The organism is Oligosphaera ethanolica (assembly GCF_030814695.1).
Lineage (GTDB): Bacteria > Verrucomicrobiota > Lentisphaeria > Oligosphaerales > Oligosphaeraceae > Oligosphaera > Oligosphaera ethanolica.
Genome location: NZ_JAUSVL010000001.1, coordinates 3585201 through 3604557 on the forward strand (window position 1 = coordinate 3585201; position 19357 = coordinate 3604557).

At 60.6% G+C, this 19357-nt stretch carries 18 protein-coding genes; 11 read left to right on the plus strand and 7 right to left on the minus strand.

Features of this window, described 5'->3' with window-relative positions:
* Positions 1 to 31: 31 nt before the first annotated feature.
* Both J3R75_RS12370 and J3R75_RS12375 read left to right on the plus strand, forming a co-directional pair.
* Positions 32 to 364 (plus strand): hypothetical protein, encoded by a 333-nt coding sequence (locus tag J3R75_RS12370; RefSeq protein WP_307261962.1) that lies wholly within the window; start codon positions 32 to 34, stop codon positions 362 to 364.
* A 51-nt stretch (positions 365 to 415) separates the two neighbouring features.
* Positions 416 to 898 (plus strand): hypothetical protein, encoded by a 483-nt coding sequence (locus J3R75_RS12375; protein ID WP_307261963.1) that lies wholly within the window; start codon positions 416 to 418, stop codon positions 896 to 898.
* Between the two features lie 11 nt (positions 899 to 909).
* Here the strand turns inward: J3R75_RS12375 and J3R75_RS12380 are convergent, their stop codons facing one another.
* The 6 genes from J3R75_RS12380 to J3R75_RS12405 form a co-directional block, all read right to left on the minus strand.
* Positions 910 to 1725, minus strand: coding sequence for a DUF6498-containing protein (locus tag J3R75_RS12380; RefSeq protein WP_307261965.1), 816 nt, complete (start codon positions 1723 to 1725; stop codon positions 910 to 912).
* 1197 nt (positions 1726 to 2922) lie between these two features.
* Positions 2923 to 3576: a hypothetical protein gene (locus J3R75_RS12385; RefSeq protein ID WP_307261966.1), complete on the minus strand. Its 654-nt coding sequence runs from the start codon at positions 3574 to 3576 to the stop codon at positions 2923 to 2925.
* Positions 3577 to 3832: 256 nt separating this feature from the next.
* The gene (locus J3R75_RS12390; RefSeq protein WP_307261969.1) at positions 3833 to 4867 is read right to left on the minus strand and encodes a Gfo/Idh/MocA family protein; all 1035 of its coding nucleotides are present in this window, start codon (positions 4865 to 4867) and stop codon (positions 3833 to 3835) included.
* 176 nt (positions 4868 to 5043) lie between these two features.
* Positions 5044 to 5487 (minus strand): NanQ anomerase/TabA/YiaL family protein, encoded by a 444-nt coding sequence (locus J3R75_RS12395; protein ID WP_307261971.1) that lies wholly within the window; start codon positions 5485 to 5487, stop codon positions 5044 to 5046.
* On the minus strand, positions 5484 to 6323 hold the full coding sequence (locus J3R75_RS12400) for a hypothetical protein (protein WP_307261972.1): 840 nt from the start codon (positions 6321 to 6323) through the stop codon (positions 5484 to 5486). The genes J3R75_RS12395 and J3R75_RS12400 overlap by 4 nt, the downstream gene beginning before the upstream one ends.
* Before the next feature lie 21 nt (positions 6324 to 6344).
* The gene (locus J3R75_RS12405; protein ID WP_307261974.1) at positions 6345 to 7202 is read right to left on the minus strand and encodes a damage-control phosphatase ARMT1 family protein; all 858 of its coding nucleotides are present in this window, start codon (positions 7200 to 7202) and stop codon (positions 6345 to 6347) included.
* A gap of 724 nt (positions 7203 to 7926) precedes the next feature.
* On the opposite strand from J3R75_RS12405, the gene J3R75_RS12410 reads away from it, so the two are divergent.
* From J3R75_RS12410 to J3R75_RS12450, 9 genes are all read left to right on the plus strand, one after another.
* A complete protein-coding gene (locus J3R75_RS12410) occupies positions 7927 to 8940 on the plus strand; it encodes a branched-chain amino acid aminotransferase (RefSeq protein ID WP_370882398.1) in 1014 nt (337 codons plus the stop codon).
* 124 nt (positions 8941 to 9064) lie between these two features.
* Positions 9065 to 9682: an RNA polymerase sigma factor gene (locus tag J3R75_RS12415; protein ID WP_307261979.1), complete on the plus strand. Its 618-nt coding sequence runs from the start codon at positions 9065 to 9067 to the stop codon at positions 9680 to 9682.
* The gene (locus J3R75_RS12420; protein ID WP_307261980.1) at positions 9666 to 10304 is read left to right on the plus strand and encodes a hypothetical protein; all 639 of its coding nucleotides are present in this window, start codon (positions 9666 to 9668) and stop codon (positions 10302 to 10304) included. Before J3R75_RS12415 ends, J3R75_RS12420 begins: the two co-directional genes overlap by 17 nt.
* A gap of 425 nt (positions 10305 to 10729) precedes the next feature.
* Positions 10730 to 11542 (plus strand): hypothetical protein, encoded by an 813-nt coding sequence (locus J3R75_RS12425; RefSeq protein ID WP_307261983.1) that lies wholly within the window; start codon positions 10730 to 10732, stop codon positions 11540 to 11542.
* Positions 11543 to 11743: 201 nt separating this feature from the next.
* On the plus strand, positions 11744 to 13906 hold the full coding sequence (locus tag J3R75_RS12430) for a type IV pilus twitching motility protein PilT (RefSeq protein ID WP_307265530.1): 2163 nt from the start codon (positions 11744 to 11746) through the stop codon (positions 13904 to 13906).
* Positions 13907 to 13980: 74 nt separating this feature from the next.
* Complete coding sequence (locus tag J3R75_RS12435) at positions 13981 to 14754, plus strand: alpha/beta hydrolase (RefSeq protein WP_307261984.1); 774 nt, start codon at positions 13981 to 13983, stop codon at positions 14752 to 14754.
* Between the two features lie 399 nt (positions 14755 to 15153).
* Positions 15154 to 15927, plus strand: a complete 774-nt coding sequence (locus tag J3R75_RS12440) for an alpha/beta hydrolase (protein ID WP_307261985.1) — start codon at positions 15154 to 15156, stop codon at positions 15925 to 15927.
* Between the two features lie 289 nt (positions 15928 to 16216).
* Positions 16217 to 16885 (plus strand): response regulator transcription factor, encoded by a 669-nt coding sequence (locus J3R75_RS12445; RefSeq protein WP_370882399.1) that lies wholly within the window; start codon positions 16217 to 16219, stop codon positions 16883 to 16885.
* Positions 16872 to 18542: a sensor histidine kinase gene (locus J3R75_RS12450; protein ID WP_307261989.1), complete on the plus strand. Its 1671-nt coding sequence runs from the start codon at positions 16872 to 16874 to the stop codon at positions 18540 to 18542. The genes J3R75_RS12445 and J3R75_RS12450 overlap by 14 nt, the downstream gene beginning before the upstream one ends.
* A 33-nt stretch (positions 18543 to 18575) precedes the next feature.
* Here J3R75_RS12450 and J3R75_RS12455 read toward each other — a convergent pair whose 3' ends face one another.
* On the minus strand, positions 18576 to 19337 hold the full coding sequence (locus J3R75_RS12455) for a phosphatase PAP2 family protein (protein WP_307261991.1): 762 nt from the start codon (positions 19335 to 19337) through the stop codon (positions 18576 to 18578).
* Positions 19338 to 19357: the final 20 nt, after the last annotated feature.

The window sequence follows — 19357 nt, forward strand, 5'->3', positions numbered from 1 at the left end:
CGCGAAGGCGCGAAGGCGCGAAGAAGAAGGGATGGCGGCATGTCTTGCCGCTGCGCGGCAAGTCACGCCGCCGGGGGGATTTTTTTATCCACAGATTACGCAGATTGACGCAGATTTTTTATTTCTCACGCGAAGGCGCGAAGGCGCGAAGAAGAAGGGATGGCGGCATGTCTTGCCGCTGCGCGGCAAGTCACGCAGCCGGGGGGATTTTTTTATCCACAGATTACGCAGATTGACGCAGATTTTTTATTTCTCACGCGAAGGCGCGAAGGCGCGAAGAAGAAGGGATGGCGGCATGTCTTGCCGCTGCGCGTCAAGCCACGTCGCCGGGGGGATTTTTTTATCCACAGATTACGCAGATTGACGCAGATTTTTTATTTCTCACGCGAAGGCGCGAAGGCGCGAAGAAGAAGGGATGGCGGCATGTCTTGCCGCTGCGCGGCAAGTCACGCCGCCGGGGGGATTTTTTTATCCACAGATTACGCAGATTGACGCAGATTTTTTATTTCTCACGCGAAGGCGCGAAGGCGCGAAGAAGAAGGGATGGCGGCATGTCTTGCCGCTGCGCGGCAAGTCACGCCGCCGGGGGGATTTTTTTATCCACAGATTACGCAGATTGACGCAGATTTTTTGTTTCTCACGCGAAGGCGCGAAGGCGCGAAGAAGAAGGGATGGCGGCATGTCTTGCCGCTGCGCGGCAAGTCACGCCGCCGGGGGGATTTTTTTATCCACAGATTACGCAGATTCTCGCAGATTATTTTTTAGGATTGGTTGTTTGGTGCAGTCAGGATTTTTTATCCGCAGATTGTGGCGGCGCGAAGAAGATGGGGCAACCTGGCGGTCGCCCCTTTGTTGGCGGCATGTCTTGCCGCTGCGCGTCAAGCCAAGCCGCCGGTAAGAAGGTGGTGTTCAGGTGGCGAGTGTGGTGGGCGGGGTGGCTTTGGCGGCTTTTTTTTCGGCCAGGGTGGTCTTGAGTTCCTGCCAGGGGAAGAAATAGACCGTGTAGACGGTGGCGTAGACCAGGAATGAGTCGAGTTTGAGCGCGTGGGCGAAGGCGAAGAAGAAGATCAGGATGTGCATGCGCACGACGTTGATGTAGGGTCGCGCCATGGCGCCTTGCAGCTGGAAATGGCCCTTGTTTTTGGGCGTGTGCGGGGGCGTCGTCTTGTCAGCGTCCGCGGCGTTGTCACTGGCGGCGGTTTTGCGCAGGGCCTTGATGGCGGCGATGAGCGGCATGAAGACGTGTTGTCTTTCGGCGATGGCGGCGGGAATGAGGAAGAGGCCGTAGGGCCTGATGAGGTGGCGCCAGGCCAGGAGGAAAAGCAGCGGTGGGTTCATGAAGGCGTCGCCAAAGCCGTCCTTGGGCAGGCCCGGGATGGGGAAGAAGAGATTTAGGAAGACCGAATGGCCGGCATGGAAGCCGCCGAAATGCAGGGAGAAGAAGCCGAGGAAGAACAGCGCCGCCGCGCCGCCGGCGAGGACGGCCGCGACGCGTTGTTTGCGGGTGACGCCCGGCCGGCTGATTGCGTAGAAGCCCATGAGCGCCGGCCCGGCGATGCCCGACAGCAGGGTGAGGTAGCCCAGCACGAGACTGCCGAGCCACAGGCTCCACACGAGGTCGGCCGTCTGCCAGTTGAGGCCGTAGGCCAGGCCCAGGCCCAGCGCGAAGGCCGCGATGTCGGGGAGGACCCTGATGAAACGCGAGGTGCTGGCGGGCGTGGTCATGGCCGGGAGAGCCTTTCGTGCTTGCGGGCTGATCAAGGGGCGGTATGTGAAGGTGGCGAATGGGTAAACGAGAAGGGGTTCCATTGCCTCTTCGGCCGCTTCGCGGCAATGAAAGGCTAGCCTGCCGATGGCCCCCGGTGTTGATCGCTGGGTGATGTTGGTTGTTTGGGCGTTTGGTGAATGTGGCGCCCTCCGGGCGCTGTCCTATGTTGTTGTTACACCCCGGGTTGCGGCGCCCTCCGGGCGCCTCATCCGGGGTTATGCATGGTACGGCCCTCCGGGCCGAATTTGGGCTGGGCGGAGCGGACGGAGCGGGCGGAGCGGATTGCTGATCGGGCGGATCGGATGATCGGTTGGATCTTCGTTTTGTGAATGTGGCGCCCTCCGGGCGCAGTCCTATATTGTTGTTACACCCCGGGTTGCGGCGCCCTCCGGGCGCCTCACCCGGGGTTATGCATGGTACGGCCCTCCGGGCCGAATTTGGGCTGGGCGGATTGGCCTGAGCGGTCGGATCTTCTTTCTTCTTTTCGCGGACGGATCGGACGGATCGGACCGATCGGACCGATCAATCAGCCGGATCAGTCTGATCGGTCTGATCGGATGATCGGATGATCGGTTGGATCTTCGTTTTGTGAATGTGGCGCCCTCCGGGCGCAGTCCTATATTGTTGTTACACCCCGGGTTGCGGCGCCCTCCGGGCGCCTCACCCGGGGTTATGCATGGTACGGCCCTCCGGGCCGAATTTGGGCTGGGCGGATCGGCCTGAGCGGTCGGATCTTCTTTCTTCTTTTCGCGGACGGATCGGACGGATCGGACCGATCGGACCGATCAATCGGACGGAGCGGGCGGAGCGGATTGCTGATCGGGCGGATCGGATGATCGGTTGGATCTTCGTTTTGTGAATGTGGCGCCCTCCGGGCGCAGTCCTATATTGTTGTTACACCCCGGGTTGCGGCGCCCTCCGGGCGCCTCACCCGGGGTTATGCATGGTACGGCCCTCCGGGCCGAATTTGGGCTGGGCGGATTGGCCTGAGCGGTCGGATCGGATTACTGGTCGGTCTGATCGGTCGGATCTTCTTTCTTCTTTCTCGCGGACGGATCGGACGGATCGGACGGATCGGACCGATCAATCAGCCGGATCGGTCTGATCGGTCTGATCAGTCTGATCGGTCGGATCGTGCAGAACAATGGCCGGTATCAGCTCAGGATGCGGATAGCGAGTTGGACGCAGCCGTCGGGGGCGTCTTTGTCGACGATGACGATTTGTTTGCGGTGTGCGGGTGGCGAGCTCTTGCTATGCTGGTGTTTGGTGACGGTTTTGACGCGTTTGCAGGCGGCGACGAGTGGCACGGTGATGGTCTGGACCTCGTTGTCCGGGGCGACGCTCTGGCAGTCGAGATCGCAATCGCCGGTGGCCCAGAGTGCGGGTTCGCTGCTTTTGAGGAGCTTTTTTGACGCGTAGTCGAGGGGAATGGCGGCGATATCGCCGGCGACGCCGGGGAGGGCGTCCTCGACGATGTCTTCGCCGATGTCCAACGCGGAGCCGGCGAAGAAGCGGGCGAACTGGGCCAGGCGGTGGGCGCTGAGCGCTTCGGAGACCGTCACGCCAATGCCGAAGCGGTCTTCGATGGTTTCCTTGAAGAGCACGCGGCGGCACCACGGCCATTGGCCGGCGCTGCATTCACCTTTGGCGAGATCAATGGTCTTGACGGCTGTGCGCAACGCGATGGTCACGCGCGGCCAGATCAGATTGACGGTGAGCAGGTGGCCGCTGTTTTTGCTGGCGGCCAGGGACGGCATCTGCATGCCGACGAGGGTGATTTCGATGTCCCGACGATTTTTCGTTGCCATGTGTCCCTCTCTTCCGAGTGCGGTAATGACTCAAATGGCGTTGTGCAGGAAGTCCTCCACGAGGGCGGTGCGGTGTGTGGGGGCTTGGCGAGGGAGCGCCTGGTCGTTGCCAGGTGTCCCTCGCGTATGGGTGCAGTGGTGACTCAAATGGCGCTGTGCAGGAAGTCCTCCACGAGGGCGGTGCGGTGTGTGGCGTCATGGCGAGGGAGCGCCTGGTCGTTGCCAGGTGTCCCTCTCTTCCGGGTGCGGTTATGACTCAAATGGCGTTGTGCAGGAAGTCCTCCACGAGAGCGATGCTGTATTTGGCGTCGTGGATGGAGCATTCGGGCGTGTCGCCGGAGATGACGCAGTCGATGAAATGGCGGTCTTCGAAGAAATAGCCGTAGAAGCGGTGAAATTTGTCACTGCCGGCGAGTTCTTTGCCGTCGAGGACGACGCTGGTTTCATTGGCCTTGCCAGTGGCGGCCAGTGAGTAGCTGATGGCGCCCTGGTGGGAGAGAATCTTCGCCTGGGCGTTGATTTCGGCGCCCATGCCGAGGTCGATGAAGGCGCTGACGCCGATGCCGTGCATCTGGAACTGGTGGACGCGGCCGCCGACGCGGTAGTTGGCCTTGATGATGCCGGTGACGTCGTTGTCGAAGACGCAGATGCCGTTCCAGGCGTTATCGACCGGGCTGTCATAGCGGTTGATGACCATGGCGGCCTTTTTGGCGGTGATGCCGCCGGAGAGATAGCGCATGAGATCGACGGCGTGGATGGTGTCGGACACAAAGGAGCAGAGACTGCCCTTGTCGAAGGCGGCATCGCCGTATTTGAAGAAGCAGCCTTCGACCTGGGTGACCTTGCTTTGCTCGGCGACGAGCTGGCGGGTCTTGCGCACGACGGGTATGAAACGGCGGTTGAAGCCGACCATGAGGTGGCGCTGCTTGGCGTCGGCCAGGCGGGCGAGGGATTCAGCCTGGTAGGCGGTAATGCCCGGCGGTTTCTCGATGAAGGTGTGATAGCCGTGTTCGAGGGACAGCGTCGCCACGTGGAACATGCTGGCCGGTTCGACCAGGCAGAACACCGCGTCGATGGTCTCGTGCGCAAACATGTCGCGGATGAGCGTGTAGGTCTTGGGGACCGCGTATTTGGCGGCGAGGTCCTTCGCCCGCTCCTCGACCAAGTCACAGATGGCGACGATCTTCACATCGGGCATCTCCGCCAAGGACGGCAGATGCACGCCGCGGGCGATGCCGCCGGCACCAATGACGGCGACACGGACGGGCGCTGAAAGCGCAGGAATCTTCATCGGGACCCTCCTGTTCGTGATGGTGAACGTGACGCGGACGGAACGATGGCCGGGACGGGATCGTCTTTCTTTTTTTTCGCGGACGGATCGGACGGATCGGACGGATCGGACTGATCCGATTACTGATCGGTCTGATCGGTCTGATCGGTCCGATGATGAGTCTCGTCAGTAGTAGCCTAGGCCTTAATTTTGACGACGATTTTGCGGCTTTTGCCCTTGCCGCAGTTAGGTGCGTGGGCGTCTTCGGGGAAGAAGATGGCGAAGCAGCCGGGGCGGACGGGGAAGAATGCCATGGGCTTATCGGACCAGAAGCCGCAGTCTTTTTCCTCGTTGAAGCCGAGGTCGTGGCCGAGGCCGCTGAGGGGGGCCCAGCCCATGACTTCATCGCCGGAGACGATCATCTGCAGGTCGATGTAGCGGCGATGGGCTTCGAGCTTGGCGCCGACGATGTCCTTGCCATCGGGCTCCTGGACGAGGGCGAAGACATCGTCGCCCTGGATGTCGATGCGGCCGATGTCCAGGGTGGCCAAGGGGGATTCCAGGAGGAATTTGAAGGCCTTGGCGAAGAGTGGGTGGGCGTGTTCGTAATAGCGGGCGTTGCTGAGTGAGTCGAGAATCATGGCAGCGAGTCCTTGTAGTTGTCGATGGTGGCCTCGGAAGACGGCTTGGGCGAGCGGCGACGGCTGGTCGCGCGTTTCTTCATCAGGGTGAGGGCGTAGGGTTTTTTCTTGCTGCTGTAGAGGTCAAAGAGCTCATTGACGAGCTGAGTGCCGCCGCTGAGCAGGTAGTGGATGAAGAGGTAGTCGGCGCCGGGGCCGATGGGGTGATTAGGCGCGGCCTTGATGAGGTCCAGGCGGCCTTTGTTGTCCAGCCACAGCAATCCCCAGCCATCGCGGAGCTCCTGCGGCATGACGCAGCGCTGGGGGACGACGAGGTAGAATTGGTTGGCGGCCTGGGCTTCGGCGAGGCGTTCGATCCGTGTGCCCTGGTAGAGCATGCGGTCGAGGGCGGCGACGCGTTCGCAGAGGTGGTGGTAGTGCTGGTCGCTGCTGCGCTGGTAGTTCCAGCTGGCGAATTCGGCGAAGAGGACATTGCCTTCGCGCAGGTGTGGCTCCTTGGTGCGGATGGCGGCCTGCTGGCTTTCGATCATGGCCTGGATGGCCGTGCGTTCCTTGGCGATATCCTGCCGTTGCGAGCATTCGGGCCAGCAGTCTTCGCGGCGAGTGTGGCAGAGGAAGACGGCGCTGCGCATGGCGGGGAGGCGCATGGCGTTGCGGCGTTTGCTGACGTCGGTGCTGGGCTGTGGGCACCACATGGCGGCGATGTCCACTTTGGTGCGTGCTTTGCGGATAGGCACGTTGACAGCCACGCCAGTGGGCGCTTCGTGGAGGGCCAGCCAGGCCAAGGTGGCGCGCTGCAGCACATATTGGTCATTGCTGTTGGGGGAGTTGTCCATAGCCCGGTTGTGTCTGCGTGCTCAGTTGATATTGGCGGCTACGACCTGCATGGAGCCCATGGGGACATTGCCGAGGAACTTGACGATGATGGCGCATTTGGCGCGGAAGAGGAAGAATATGGGCCGGTCGTATTCGTTGAGGGTTTCGAAATTGCCTTGGCCCTTGGTGATGACCAGATCGGCGGCGCGCATGGTGGCCATGAACTCGTCACTGCTGTGGCGGCTGGACACGCCCGGAGTGGAGTCGCCGGTGCTCACGTAGGGCACGCCGCCCAGGCCCGACGGCGCCAGCTCGCGTGGGGTGACGTCGTTGAGAATGGGGTAGCCGCGGACACCGAGGGTGATCTTGTCGCGGTAGAGGTCCACCAGCAGACGGTCGAAGACGGCCTCGCCGCAGTTGTCGAGGACGTAGAGGATGGACTTGGCCTGGTCCATGCGGCTCTTGAGTAAGGCCATGGCCTGCTCGTCGATCGGCAGGGTGAAGGCTTCGCGGACGCGGACGCGGGCGCTCTGCAAGTCAAAATGCGCGTCGACACCGTAGTCGATGATATTGCCGGCGATAGCCAGGCGAACGGCGGCGGCGAAGGGATCCGGCTGCGCGGCGATGTCGGGTTGCAGTTGTTCGAGAAGCTCGTGGGCCAGTTCGGTCGAGCGGTCTTTTTCGTCTTCGTAAATGTCTTTGTTGCCGCTGATGCCGCGGAGGACGCGGTGCAGTTCGCGGGCAAAGTCCGGCGGGGTGTTGGTCCAGTCGAGAGCGGCGACGGCGGCGAGCATGTCGCGGGTGCAGCGCTCTTGAATCTTGGGGTCGGTGACGGTCGTTTTGACGGAGTGGACAATGTGGTTCAGAATGCAGGGAATGCAGTCGATGGTGATGTTCATGATAATGTCATTCGGGGCTGCGCAGGAGTGTCTCAGGAAAAAGGCCTTTTTAGTGTATATCCTGGCGGGGCACTTGCAACCGTGCGCGCGAGGATGTTTTGACGGTCCGTAATCGGTCAGCCATTGATACTGCGATGTGCGGGGCTTCCTACGCACCCCGGCTTTACAACCGTATCAGCACGTGGCGACGCCTTACTCCGGTGAGGCTCGATACGACAGGTCAAGTGAATGTGGCGCCCTCCGGGCGCTGTTCTTAGTTGTTGCCACACCCCGGGTTGCGGCGCCCTCCGGGCGCCTCACCCGGGGTTATGCATGGTGCGGCCCTTCGGGCCGAAAACCGCCGGGACGGCGGTGCTCCTAGGGTGGATGCCGCCGGTCCCAGGGTGGATGCCGCCGGTCCTAGGGTGGATGCCGCCGGTCCCAGGGTGGATGCCGCCGGTCCCAGGGTGGATGCCGCCGGTCCCAGGGTGGATGCCGCCGGTCCCAGGGTGGATGCCGCCGGTCCCGGGGTGGATGCCGCCGGTCCCGGGGTGGATGCCGCCGGTCCCGGGGTGAATGCTGCCGGTCCCAGGGTGGATGCCGCCGGTCCCGGGGTGGATGCCGCCGGGGCGGCGGCGGTGCTGCATTTTTGTCGTAGTTGCCTTGCCGGGGGTGGTACTGGCGTTTACATTAGCGAGTTAGTTTTGTGCTTTGATTACAGCCATTTACAGTGAGGACAAAAGACATCATGGAACTTGATTGGTCAAAACTGGGCTTTTCCTACCTCGAGACCCATTGTCACATTCGGTATATGTGGCGCGACGGCCGCTGGAATGAGGGCGAGCTGGTCAACGAGCCCTATCTGAATATTCACATTGGCGCCACGGCGTTGCATTATGGCCAAGCGGCCTTTGAAGGCCTGAAGGTTTTTCGTGGCAAAGACGGCGTGCCACGGGCATTCCGGCCGCTGGAGAATGCGCGGCGGCTGAATCGCAGCGCTCGGCGCAGCTGCATGGCGGAAGTGCCGGAGGACTTGTTCATGGACGCTGTGCGCCGGGTGGTGAAGGCCAACATGGACTTTGTGCCGCCGTATGGCACGGGCGCGTCGCTGTATGTGCGGCCGCTGCTGATTGGCACGGGCGAGCGCATTGGCGTGAATGCGGCTGACGAGTACGCGTTCATCGTTCTGGTCATTCCCGTGGGCGCTTACTACAAGGGCGGTTTGCAGCCCGTGCGGGCGCTGGTGATGGACGACTATGATCGCGCGGCGCCGCATGGCACGGGCACGGTCAAACTCGGTGGCAATTACGGTGCGAGCCTTCTGCCCCATAAGCTTGCTCACGACAAGGGTTTTCCCATTGATCTTTATCTGGATGCCGCCGAGCACAAGTACATTGACGAATTCGGCACGTCGAACTTCATCGCCATTGATGGCAAGGGCGCCTTTGTGACGCCGATGTCGACGTCGGTGTTGCCGAGCGTGACGAATGATGGCCTGCGCACGGTCGCCAAGGACCTCGGCATGGCCGTCGAAGTGCGGCCGGTGTTGTTCGAGGAAATCGCGACTTTCGCTGAGATTGGGGCGTGCGGGACGGCGGTGGTGCTCACGCCGGTGAATGAAATTGTGCGTGGTGACCGGGTGATCAAAGTCGGCCCCCGCGAGGGCTGTGGCCCGGTGCTGCAGAATTTGTATAATAACTACACGGCGATACAGTGGGGGAATGCCCCCGATCGTTATGGCTGGCTGGTTGAGATATAAGCGAGTTACGCAAGCCAGCCGGCGCCGTGGCGTCACCGGGCGACGAGCAAATAAAAGCGTCGCCGGTGGCGTTATACGACTATTACATCACCGCCTTTATGCGTGACAACATAAGGAGAGTGCCGTGTCCAGCAAAGAACTGACCAACCTATCGATATACGAAGTGCAGGCGTCGGCCCGCGGCAGCCAGTATGGCGAGGCGACCGACTGGAAGCTGGTCAAATGGATGTGCGATGGCGACACGGTGGCCTTCGAAGAAATCTTCGCGCGCTACGAGACGCGGCTGGTTGCCTACGCATCGCGCTATGTGAGTTCGCTTGACCTGGCCAAGGACGTGTGCCAGGAGGTGTTTCTGAAGTTGATCGCGCGGCCGCCGTCCAAGCTCATTTATGACAATTTGGGCCCCTGGCTTTTCCGGGTGACGCGCAATCTGGCGATTGACAAGCGCCGCCGGCGGAAGTTTGAGATTACGGGCGACGAGTCGGAGATGCCGGAAGCGCGGGACGAAGTGAATCCGCTGCAGACCCTCACCAGGCATAACGATGCGGCGGTGATTCGCGATCTGGTCAACCGCCTGCCGGATGATCTGCGTGAAGTCGTTGAGTTGCGCATTGACGGTGGTGTGTCTTTCAAGGACATTGCCGTGATTTTGGATATTCCGCAGGGCACAGCATTGTGGCGGATGCATCGCGCCGTTGAAGTGCTGAGGCAGCAGTGGAGAAACTATGAGCCGCAAGTGTGATGTTCTCAGAGAAAAAGCTATGCGCGGTGGCGAAGGCAGTCCTGCCGAAGCCGCCTGGAAGCACCATAGCCGGGAATGTCCTGACTGTCACGCGGAGATTTACGTATTGGAGACGCTGCGGCGTCAGGCCCTGAACGAGCGGATGCATTTGCCGCGCAAAGACATGGCGATGCTGGTCGATGTCGTTCGCCAGCAGTACCACCAGCCGCGCGATGATCGTCGGGGCTTTTGGCTGACCACCTGGCAGCTGTCTTGGAAGGCTGCTGCGTTGGCTGTGCTGGTGTTTTCCCTGTTGCAGGTCATTCCCGGTGAATGGGCGACCGATTTGGCGCGGGACGATGCCGCGGCCGAGCAGCTTGCCGCCGATGACGTTGTTGGCGACCAGAATAGCCTGATGGCCTCAGCCGATAGCGGCAACTACTTCGTACCGCTGTCGGCGGGTGTGTCCGAGCTTGAAATGGCGCTGTTGTCGGCGACGTCGCCCAAGGACGCGGCAACTCTGCCGGAGGTGCTGCCGGGGCAGAGCATCGACCGCGCGATCCGCCAGGCGCGGCAGGCTGTTACGCAGCAACGCACGAAGGTCATGGCGCAGATCGAACGGGATATGCGGGCCTTCCCATAATGCGGCCCGCGCGTGAAGACGACAACGCACAATGTACGCCCGGCGTGCCGCAGAGCATGCCGGGCGTTTTAGGTTTTGTATGCCGGAGACACGCGCCCTGAAGGGTGCCGTTAACGTAGCCCCGGGCGCAGCCCGGGGTAAGAGGGACAATCAAAAATATGCCATGAAAGGGCATTTCATAAAACAACTATTAGGTATTGCGGTGCCTTTTTGAGGTGCCCCTACAGGGCACTGAACGTTACGCCTTTTTACCCCGGCCTGCGGCCGGGGCTACGATGAACGCGCCCCTCTGGGGCTTCTTGGGAAAAAAGGCCACGGCGCTCAACATGGTAGGGTGCTCTGCGAAGCGATGACAATTGCCTATTCCGTTAGACTCTGATGCTTTTGAGAAATACCGATATGAAAGGCCGATGGCAATGCAGGGGATGATCAGATTATGTCGAGGATGGGCGCTTGTAGCAGCGGCAGCGCTGCTGGCGCTGGTGGACGCACAGGCGGACGCGCAGGCGGGGCCGGCAGCGGTGGACGCGCAGGCTCCGGCGGTTGCGGGTAACGCGACGGCTGCGCCGATCATGACACCGGCTCCGGTGGCGGTGGCACCTGTGGGTGACACGGCGGTGGCGAAGGCGGCGCAGTTGGTGCAGCAGGACGCGGTGGCGGCCGTGCAGCGGAAGCGTCCGGAGTTGGTTGTTGCCGAGCTGCTGTCATTTTATCGTGAGAATGCGCCGGATTTGCTTGCGGAGTGGGAGCGGCGTTGCGCGCAGCAGCCCGACAGTGCGGAGTCCTACCTGGCGTTGTTAGCCGAGCATTACGCGAGCATCGTCAAGATGAAGGACGAGGATCCGGATGAGTACGAGCGGCTGCTGTGGCAGCAGCGGCAGGAAAGCAAGGTCCGCAGTGTCAGTCGCGCCATTCAGAACTTGAGCCGGCCCGGCGAGGACGGCAGTCTTGGTGCCGAGGCTGCGCGCCTCATGCGTCTCCAGGAGGAAAAGATGCGGCTGCGGCAGCTGTTGGAGGAGGGCTTTGACAATGCCCAGCAGCGGCAGATGGTCGAAATCAATCGTTTGGAAAACGAAGTGCGGGACTTGCGCCGGCTGGTATCCGAGCGGGCCGCCAATCGCCAGCTGATACTCGAACAGCGTTTTATGGTTCTGACTGGCGAAGAGTGGCCGCAGTTGCCGGCGGAAGAACGCGAGGCCGGCCGCATGAGCGCTCCTGCGGATCGGCCGCTGCAGTGAGCCGGGACGCAGGCAGGGCTCGGCACCATGGTGCCGCTGCGGTGACGATCTCAAGCCGGTGGTGAATTGCGGGGGTGCGGTTCATCATGTAGAGTGAATGCCTGTCGCGCTGGCGCCGTTGCGGATGCTCGGTCCGCGTGGCCTGTGTACTCATTATTGCGAAACGGGATGACTATGGATATCGCTGCCTTGTGTTTACGCATGGACGCCATGAACGCGTCTGATTTGTTTCTGAGCGTCGGGCGGTTGCCGAGTGCGCGTTGCGCGGGGGCGGTGAGCGAGCTGACGGCGGCGGGCGTGCTCAGCGACCAGGACGTCGATGATTTTTTTGCGCGGCATTTATCTGCGGAGCTGCGTGAGCGATTGTCACGGGAGAAGGACCTTGATCTGGGGGTGACCTTGGGTGACGGCGGTCGTTTCCGCCTGAATCTGTCCTATCAGCGCGGCAAGCGCAGTTTTGCGATCCGGCGGATACCGTCGGGGGCCTTGGATGCTGGGGCGCTGATGATACCGGCGGTGGTGTTGAAGCTGGTTGAGGCGCAGCGTGGTTTGGTGCTGGTGACGGGGGCGACGGGCAGCGGCAAGACGACGACCATGGCCTGCATGCTGCATCATATCAATACGACCATGCGCAAGCATGTGGTGACCATTGAGGACCCCATTGAATTCTCGCACGAGGACCGGCTGGCGGTCATTTCCCAGCGCGAGATCGGCAATGACACCAAGGATTTTGCGACGGCGTTGCGCCACGTCGTCCGCCAGAATCCGGATGTAATTTTCATCGGCGAGATGCGCGACCAGGAGACGATCCAGACGGCGGTATCGGCGGCGATGACCGGCCACCTAGTGGTGGCGACCATGCATACTATGGACGTGGCGCAGACGCTGGAGCGGGTGCTGAATTACTTCCCGGAGCTCATTCGCGACCAGATGGCGTTGGACCTGTCCTACGTCCTCGGCGGTATTGTGTCGCAGCGGCTGTTGCCGCGCAAGGACGGCAGTGGGCGGGTGCCGGCTTTTGAGGTGCTGGTGCCGACGCCGCTGGTGCGGCGCATGGTCGCCAAGCGCGAGCTGGACGCGATTCCCGAGCTGATTAAGAGTGGCCGCAATGAGGGTATGATCGACTTCAATCACTCTCTGCTGGAACGTTATCAGGCCGGCTTGGTCGATCTGGAAGTCGCCGCGCTCGCCGCCAGCCATCGCGATGAATTCATGCTGCTAACCCAGGGCATGGAGACGGGCATCGACACTCTGCGCAGCTACTCCAGCGACCCCGATCACGGCCTGAGCATCAAGAAGCTCCTGCGCGACACCATCCGCTATGGCGCTTCGGACTTGATTCTGACGGCAGGCGCTTCGCCAGTGATCCGCCTGGACGGCACGCTCCGCGCTTTCGAGATGCCGGTGCTGACGCCCGCCGACACGCAGAAGCTGCTTTTCAGCGTCCTCACCCACGAACAACGTGCGGATTTTGAAAATGACCGCGAGGTAGATTTTGCGTTGAGTGTGAAGGGCGTGGCGATGAAGGCCGGCGACGTCGAGCGTGAATACCGTTTCCGCGTCAACGGCTTCTACCAGAAGGGCAGCGTGGCGGCGGCGATGCGGGTGATTCCCAATGAAATACCCTCGCCGGATGTGCTGGGGCTGCCGGCGGCGATTCTCAATCTGAGTAAGCGCATGCAGGGGCTGGTGTTGGTGACGGGGCCGACGGGGTCGGGTAAATCGACGACGCTGGCGTCGCTGATCGACCTGATTAATCGCTCGCGGCCCTGCCATATCATCACCGTTGAGGATCCGATTGAATTTGTTCACAGCCACCGCCTGGCGCTGGTGGAGCAGCGGGAAATCCACGCTGACACGCGCAGTTTCAACAATGCTCTCAAGTACGTCTTGCGGCAGGACCCCGATGTCATTCTGGTGGGTGAAATGCGCGACGCCGAAACCATCGCCACGGTGCTCACCGCCGCCGAAACGGGGCATCTGGTGTTTGCGACCCTGCATACCAACGACGTGACCCAAAGCATTGATCGCGTGGTCGATGTTTTTCCCTCCGAACGGCAGGACCAAGTGCGGGCACAGCTGGCGTCGTGCCTGGCGGCGGTGATCTCGCAACGGCTGTTGCCCCGCAAGGGCGATGCCGGCGGACGCATCGCCGCTTTCGAAGTGCTGCTGGGAACCATCGCGGTCAGAGCGATGATCCGCGACAAGAAGACCCACCAGCTGCTCGGGCTGATGGAAACGGCCTCCCGCGATGGCATGATTACCATGGAACGGGCACTCAAAAATCTCTTCGAGGCGGGGAAAATCACCCGCGAGACGCTTCTGGCCATGCAGCCCGCCGGGCAGGACTTTCTTAAGATGTGAATGGCCGCGCTGCAAGGTGGCCGCTGTTTTTTCAACGCGTAAGGATGTAGGCATCAGCGAGGAGAGCAAGACCGATGGCTTTCATGGAATGTCGTTTTCATTCGGATGTGCTGGGGCGGGCGATGGCGATGAATGTCATTGTGCCACAAAAGGCGAAGACGCAGATCGGCATGACCAGCGCGGGCAATGGCCGCAAGGACTATCCAGTGCTGTACCTGCTGCATGGCCTGAGCGATGATCATAGCATCTGGGCGCGGCGGACGTCCATTGAGCGCTACGCGGCCGCCTACGAGGTGGTCATCGTCATGCCCAATGGCGACCGCGGTTTCTACACGGACATGGTCACGGGGCACCGCTACTGGACTATGCTGTCGGAGGAGCTGCCGGGGACCGTCGCCAATCTGTTTCCGGTCAGCAGCCGACGCGAAGACACGTTTGCCGCCGGGCTGTCCATGGGCGGCTACGGCGCCCTGAAGCTGGCGCTGCGGCGGCCAGACCGCTTTGCCGCCGCCGTCGCGCTGTCGGCCGTCGCCGATGTGCGCGAGTGGGTCGAAAAAGCCAGCCAGAGCGACGAAGTGCAGTGGATTTTCGGCGGCGCCGACGAGCTTATTCCGCGCGGCAATGATCTCTTCGCGCTGGCGGACAACGCGGTGACGGCGCCCGCGCCGCCGCGCCTCATGATGGTCTGCGGCACCGAAGACCGGCTCTACCAGGGGAATATCCGCCTCAGAGATCACCTGCAGGCACTCAAATGGCCCGAGCTGCAGTACCGCGAAGAACCCGGTAACCACGAGTGGGGCTTCTGGGACAAGTGGATCAAAGAAGGACTCAAATTCCTCATGGGGTAAGTTTTTTCTATCCACAGATTTCTTTTATCCACAGATTACGCAGATTAACACAGATTATTTCTCACGCGAAGGCGCGAAGGCGCGAAGAAGACAAAGGCAAGGAAGAATGGCGTCGTGTCTTGCCGCTGCGCGGCAATTCACGCCGCCGGCTTTAAGGCGCTATTATTGCCTCACGTGTCGTCGGGGTGGTCGTTCCGTGGCCCACGGCTTGCCGTGGGCGTTTTTTTCTCACGCGAAGGCGCGAAGAGGAGATGGGCGTTTTTGTCTCACGCGAAGGCGCGGAGAAGACGAAAAAGACGCCGGTGGGCAAGCGCGGATTTGTCGGGGCGGACCTGTGTGTCCGCCCCATGGTAGTTGTGTCTGGTGGGTCTGTTGGCATCAGCGAGGAGAGCAAGACCGATGGCTTTCATGGAATGTCGTTTTCATTCGGATGTGCTGGGTCGGGCGATGGCGATGAATGTCATTGTGCCACAGCAGGCGAAGACGCAGATCGGCATGAGCAGCGCGGGCAGCGGCCGCAAGGACTATCCGGTGCTGTATCTGCTGCATGGGATGATGGGCGATTACTGCAGCTGGATGCGGCAGTCGTCCATCGAGCGCTATGCGGCCGCCTACGACGTGGTTGTGGTCATGCCCGATGGCGAGCGCGGATACTATACCGACATGGTCACGGGGTATCGCTACTGGACCATGCTGTCGGAAGAACTGCCGGAGATCGTCGCCAATCTGTTTCCGGTCAGCCGCCGTCGCGAAGACACGTATGCCGCCGGGCTGTCCATGGGTGGTTATGGTGCCTTGAAGCTGGCGCTGCGGCGGCCGGACCGCTATGCCGGCGCGGTTGCGCTGTCGGCCGTCGCCGATGTGCGGATGTGGTTCGAGCAAACTCCCGTCAGAGACGAGATGCAGAGGATTTTCGGTGGCGCCGACGAGCTCATTCCCGGTGGCAATGATCTCTTCGCGTTGGCCGAGAATGCCGTGAAGGCGCCGGCGCCGCCGCGCCTCATGATGGTCTGCGGCACGGAAGACCGGTTCTGCCAGGGCAATGCCCGTTTCAGCAAGCACCTGCAGGCGCTCAAATGGCCCGACCTGCATTACCGCGAAGAACCCGGCGGCCACGAGTGGGGATTCTGGGACAGGTGGATACAGCCAGGGCTCAAATTTCTCTTGGGCTGAACGGCGACGCCACCGGGTGTTTTTTTGTCCGCAGATGGCGCAGATTAACGCAAATTTCTTATGGCAGGATAGTTTGATGTCTTACGCGAAGGCGCGAATTTTTGGGAGCCGGACGGGAATGTGACATTTTCCCCAACCGGAGGCGAGTCCTCGTGCGAGAAGCGTCAGCAATGTTGATTGCACTGGACAGAACAAGTTCGTATGCAGTGAGTACCAGGAGCGGACAGCCCGTTGACGGGGCGGTGATCGGAAATAGGTGTGATTGAGCACATTGGGAGCGTGAATGCCGATGAAGGTACTTTTACTTGAAGACAATAGCCAATGTGCTGATTTTATTGTTCAGGGGCTGCAGCAGGCGGGTTTTCAGGTGATCCTCAGTGCGGATGGCGTGGACGGCTTGTTCAAAGCCCGCACGGAAACGTATGATGTGGCGGTTATCGACATCATGCTGCCGAAGCTTGATGGCTTGTCGGTCATTGAGGAAGTCCGGCGGGCGAAAATCAAGACTCCCATCATCGTGCTCAGCGCCCGGGATTCGGTGGAAAGCAAGGTCAAGGGGCTGGAAATCGGCGCGGACGATTATTTGTCCAAGCCCTTTTCGTTTTCCGAATTGCTGGCGCGGATATATGCCTTGCTGCGGCGGGTGGGGGGTGAGAATGAAGCGTCCGTGCTATGCCTTGAAGACCTAGAGCTAGACCTGTTCGGGCACCGGGTCACCCGTGCCGGGCAAAAATTGGATTTAACCGCATTAGAATTCAAGTTGTTGGAATATCTGCTGAGAAACAAGGGCCGGGTAGTGACCAAGACCACGATTCTGGAGCATGTCTGGGAGTACGGTTTCGATCCCCAGACCAACGTCGTTGAGGCGCAGGTCTGTCGTCTGCGGGAAAAGCTGGATAAGAATTTTGCACGCAAGCTGCTCAAGACAGTTCGGGGATTCGGGTATGTTCTGGAATAGAAAAACGGCCTGGTTTGGGACAGTTCGTGCGAAGATGTGCGGCATTAACGCCGCGCTGATCCTGGTGGCATTTTTGCTCAGCTTCACCGGCATCTACTTTTTCCAGCGCGATTATTTTTTTGGCGAAATGGAAGAGAAGCTCACCATCTTCAGCAATGAGTTCGAGTATGAATATCTGACTGGTGACGAGGAGATACCAGGGGCGGAGGTCATCCAGGCCCAGTCGGCAGACATTCCGGATTTTGCGGTTGCCGCCATCGGCCGGCATCGTCCGGGAGCGAACGTCGTTTTCGCCTGCCAGAGTCTGACTGAATCAGGAGAACAAGCCTTGACGGTCGTTACCGAGGCCAGCGGGCAGCTTTACGAGTTCATGATCACTCCCAGTCGCATCAAGGAACGCGTGCTTACAGCGAGTTTGTCGGACCGGATCGCCGGAATGAATGAGGAATTCAATGAGGAGTCCTATGGCGAGGACGCGCAGCGGGTTGTTTTTCTGCTAGTGTCAGCCGACGGGCGGATCTTGGCCCATTCCAGGCAGCAACCTGAAGAGCTGGGTTATCTGGCCGAGGCGGTTCGTGTCCAGACCAGAAAAACTTGGCTGATGCGATATCGCCGAGGAAATCACGCGGTCATGGCTCTCTACAAGCGTCTTTATGACGGCAATGTTTTGGTGATTGCCGGCAGTTTGGCGGAAGCGGAACGGAATCTGGCTTATCTGGCCAGTATTTTAGGCATCGTCATGGCTTTCATGCTGTTGGTTAGCCTTGTGGGCAGTTGGTTGTTGGCCGCCATGTTTGTCGATGGACTCAACCGGGTCAAAAAGGCTGCGGCGCACATAGCGGCCGGCGACTTTGGCCAGAGGGTGAACATGGGTGGGGAAGGCCGGGAGATCAACGAGTTGGCGGTTGTCTTCAATGACATGGTTGACAAAACCGAGAAACTGCTGCGGGATATCAAGACCGTTTCGGACGACATTGCGCATGATCTGCGGACGCCCTTGACGGCCTTGCGGGGCAGGGCCGAGCTGGCCTTGACCAGCGGCGACTGCAGCGCGTTGCCCATTCAGGTGCTTGATGGTTGTGACCATTTACTGAGCATCATCAACACCACGTTGATCATTTCCCAGGCTGAGGCGGGCATTTTGCCCGCCAGTCTCGAAGAATTGGATCTGGGGGACGTTGCACAACAGACGGTGGATATTTTTCAGCCCACGGCGGAAGCCCAAGGCATCACCTTGCACTTCACGCCCGATCACCAAGGACGTCTTATGCGGGCCAACCGGACGGCCATGCAGCGGCTGCTCGGCAATCTGGTGGACAACGCCATCAAATTCACCCCGTCTGGCGGCCGGGTGGACATCCGTATTACCGAAGAGGGCGGGAGGCTGTCACTAGTGGTGTCCGATACCGGATGCGGCATCAAGTCGCAGGATCGGGACATGATTTTCAAGCGTTTCTACCGTGGTGACAGCAGCCGATCGACCTCTGGCAACGGCCTTGGCCTGAGTCTGGTCAAGGCCATTGTCGTCGCCAGTGAGGGCACTATTGAGGTGGAGAGCACCCCGGGGGGCGGAAGCACTTTTCGGGTGGTTTTTCCCGTCGTTACGCCGTCGGCTAGTCAAAATCGGTTCCCATACGAAGGACCGTCGTCGTGCTAACGGCGTCGTGTATGGCCGAGCTTCGCGGCGCTCTTATCGGTTGTCTTCGAGGCGGCAAGCGCTGGCCAGCATTCCTGCGACCAGCCAGGCGAGCAACAGGGTGACGATGGTATGTGACAGATAATGGTTGCCGGCAAGCATTTGGTACGTGCCCATCAGAGAGCCGGCGGTCAAGGCAATCATCAGGCCGCGTTTTCGCCCTGACTGGCTCAAGGCGGCAAAGGTCAGGCCGAACAGGGCATAGCCGCCGGAGGCATGGCCGGCGGGCCAGCCTTTATAGCGCTTTTCCCCTGCATGGTGTGGAATGGACTGCCAGAGGGTGCGATAGGGAATATTGCCACCGCCATAGCGGTCAATTTTGCGTGGGTAAGCCACGCCGGTGTGTGCTTTGAGGACGGCCACTACGGAAGGAATCAGAGCCAGGCATAGCAATACATAGACGAGGCGGAGCCGGCTCCATGGGCAGGTGAAGCGGCCCCATTTTTGGCGGATGGTCAGCAGCAGCAGCGAAGCGGCAAAAAATCCCAGCAGGATTTTGGGAATCACGTAGAACGTCAGCCCCAAGGCGCTGTGCTTGTCGAATACAATCAGCCAATTGTGTGAGTCCCAGGCATACAGGTGATCCTGTACCCACAGATCAAAAGGAATGTATTCCCCAGCGGCCAGGACTAGCAGCAGGAGTCCGAGGGGGAGGATGGTACTGTGGAAGAGCGCGCCATGCCGTGGCGTCCGCCGCGGCAAAATCTCGCCAATGGCCAAGTCAGCCGCCGCAGATGACTTTTCCTGCGTTTGCATGGCGCATCCTTCACCTTTAT

Excerpts from the sequence above, each read along its gene's own strand:
- J3R75_RS12380 (WP_307261965.1), bottom strand. The coding sequence starts at position 1,725 with ATGACCACGCCCGCCAGCACCTCGCGTTTCATCAGGGTCCTCCCCGAC.
- J3R75_RS12395 (WP_307261971.1), bottom strand. The coding sequence starts at position 5,487 with ATGATTCTCGACTCACTCAGCAACGCCCGCTATTACGAACACGCCCAC.
- J3R75_RS12450 (WP_307261989.1), top strand. The coding sequence starts at position 16,872 with ATGTTCTGGAATAGAAAAACGGCCTGGTTTGGGACAGTTCGTGCGAAG.
- J3R75_RS12445 (WP_370882399.1), top strand. The coding sequence starts at position 16,217 with ATGAAGGTACTTTTACTTGAAGACAATAGCCAATGTGCTGATTTTATT.
- J3R75_RS12420 (WP_307261980.1), top strand. The coding sequence starts at position 9,666 with ATGAGCCGCAAGTGTGATGTTCTCAGAGAAAAAGCTATGCGCGGTGGC.
- J3R75_RS12440 (WP_307261985.1), top strand. The coding sequence starts at position 15,154 with ATGGCTTTCATGGAATGTCGTTTTCATTCGGATGTGCTGGGTCGGGCG.
- J3R75_RS12390 (WP_307261969.1), bottom strand. The coding sequence starts at position 4,867 with ATGAAGATTCCTGCGCTTTCAGCGCCCGTCCGTGTCGCCGTCATTGGT.
- J3R75_RS12405 (WP_307261974.1), bottom strand. The coding sequence starts at position 7,202 with ATGAACATCACCATCGACTGCATTCCCTGCATTCTGAACCACATTGTC.
- J3R75_RS12455 (WP_307261991.1), bottom strand. The coding sequence starts at position 19,337 with ATGCAAACGCAGGAAAAGTCATCTGCGGCGGCTGACTTGGCCATTGGC.
- J3R75_RS12425 (WP_307261983.1), top strand. The coding sequence starts at position 10,730 with ATGATCAGATTATGTCGAGGATGGGCGCTTGTAGCAGCGGCAGCGCTG.
- J3R75_RS12375 (WP_307261963.1), top strand. The coding sequence starts at position 416 with ATGGCGGCATGTCTTGCCGCTGCGCGGCAAGTCACGCCGCCGGGGGGA.
- J3R75_RS12430 (WP_307265530.1), top strand. The coding sequence starts at position 11,744 with ATGGACGCCATGAACGCGTCTGATTTGTTTCTGAGCGTCGGGCGGTTG.
- J3R75_RS12370 (WP_307261962.1), top strand. The coding sequence starts at position 32 with ATGGCGGCATGTCTTGCCGCTGCGCGGCAAGTCACGCCGCCGGGGGGA.
- J3R75_RS12435 (WP_307261984.1), top strand. The coding sequence starts at position 13,981 with ATGGCTTTCATGGAATGTCGTTTTCATTCGGATGTGCTGGGGCGGGCG.
- J3R75_RS12400 (WP_307261972.1), bottom strand. The coding sequence starts at position 6,323 with ATGGACAACTCCCCCAACAGCAATGACCAATATGTGCTGCAGCGCGCC.
- J3R75_RS12385 (WP_307261966.1), bottom strand. The coding sequence starts at position 3,576 with ATGGCAACGAAAAATCGTCGGGACATCGAAATCACCCTCGTCGGCATG.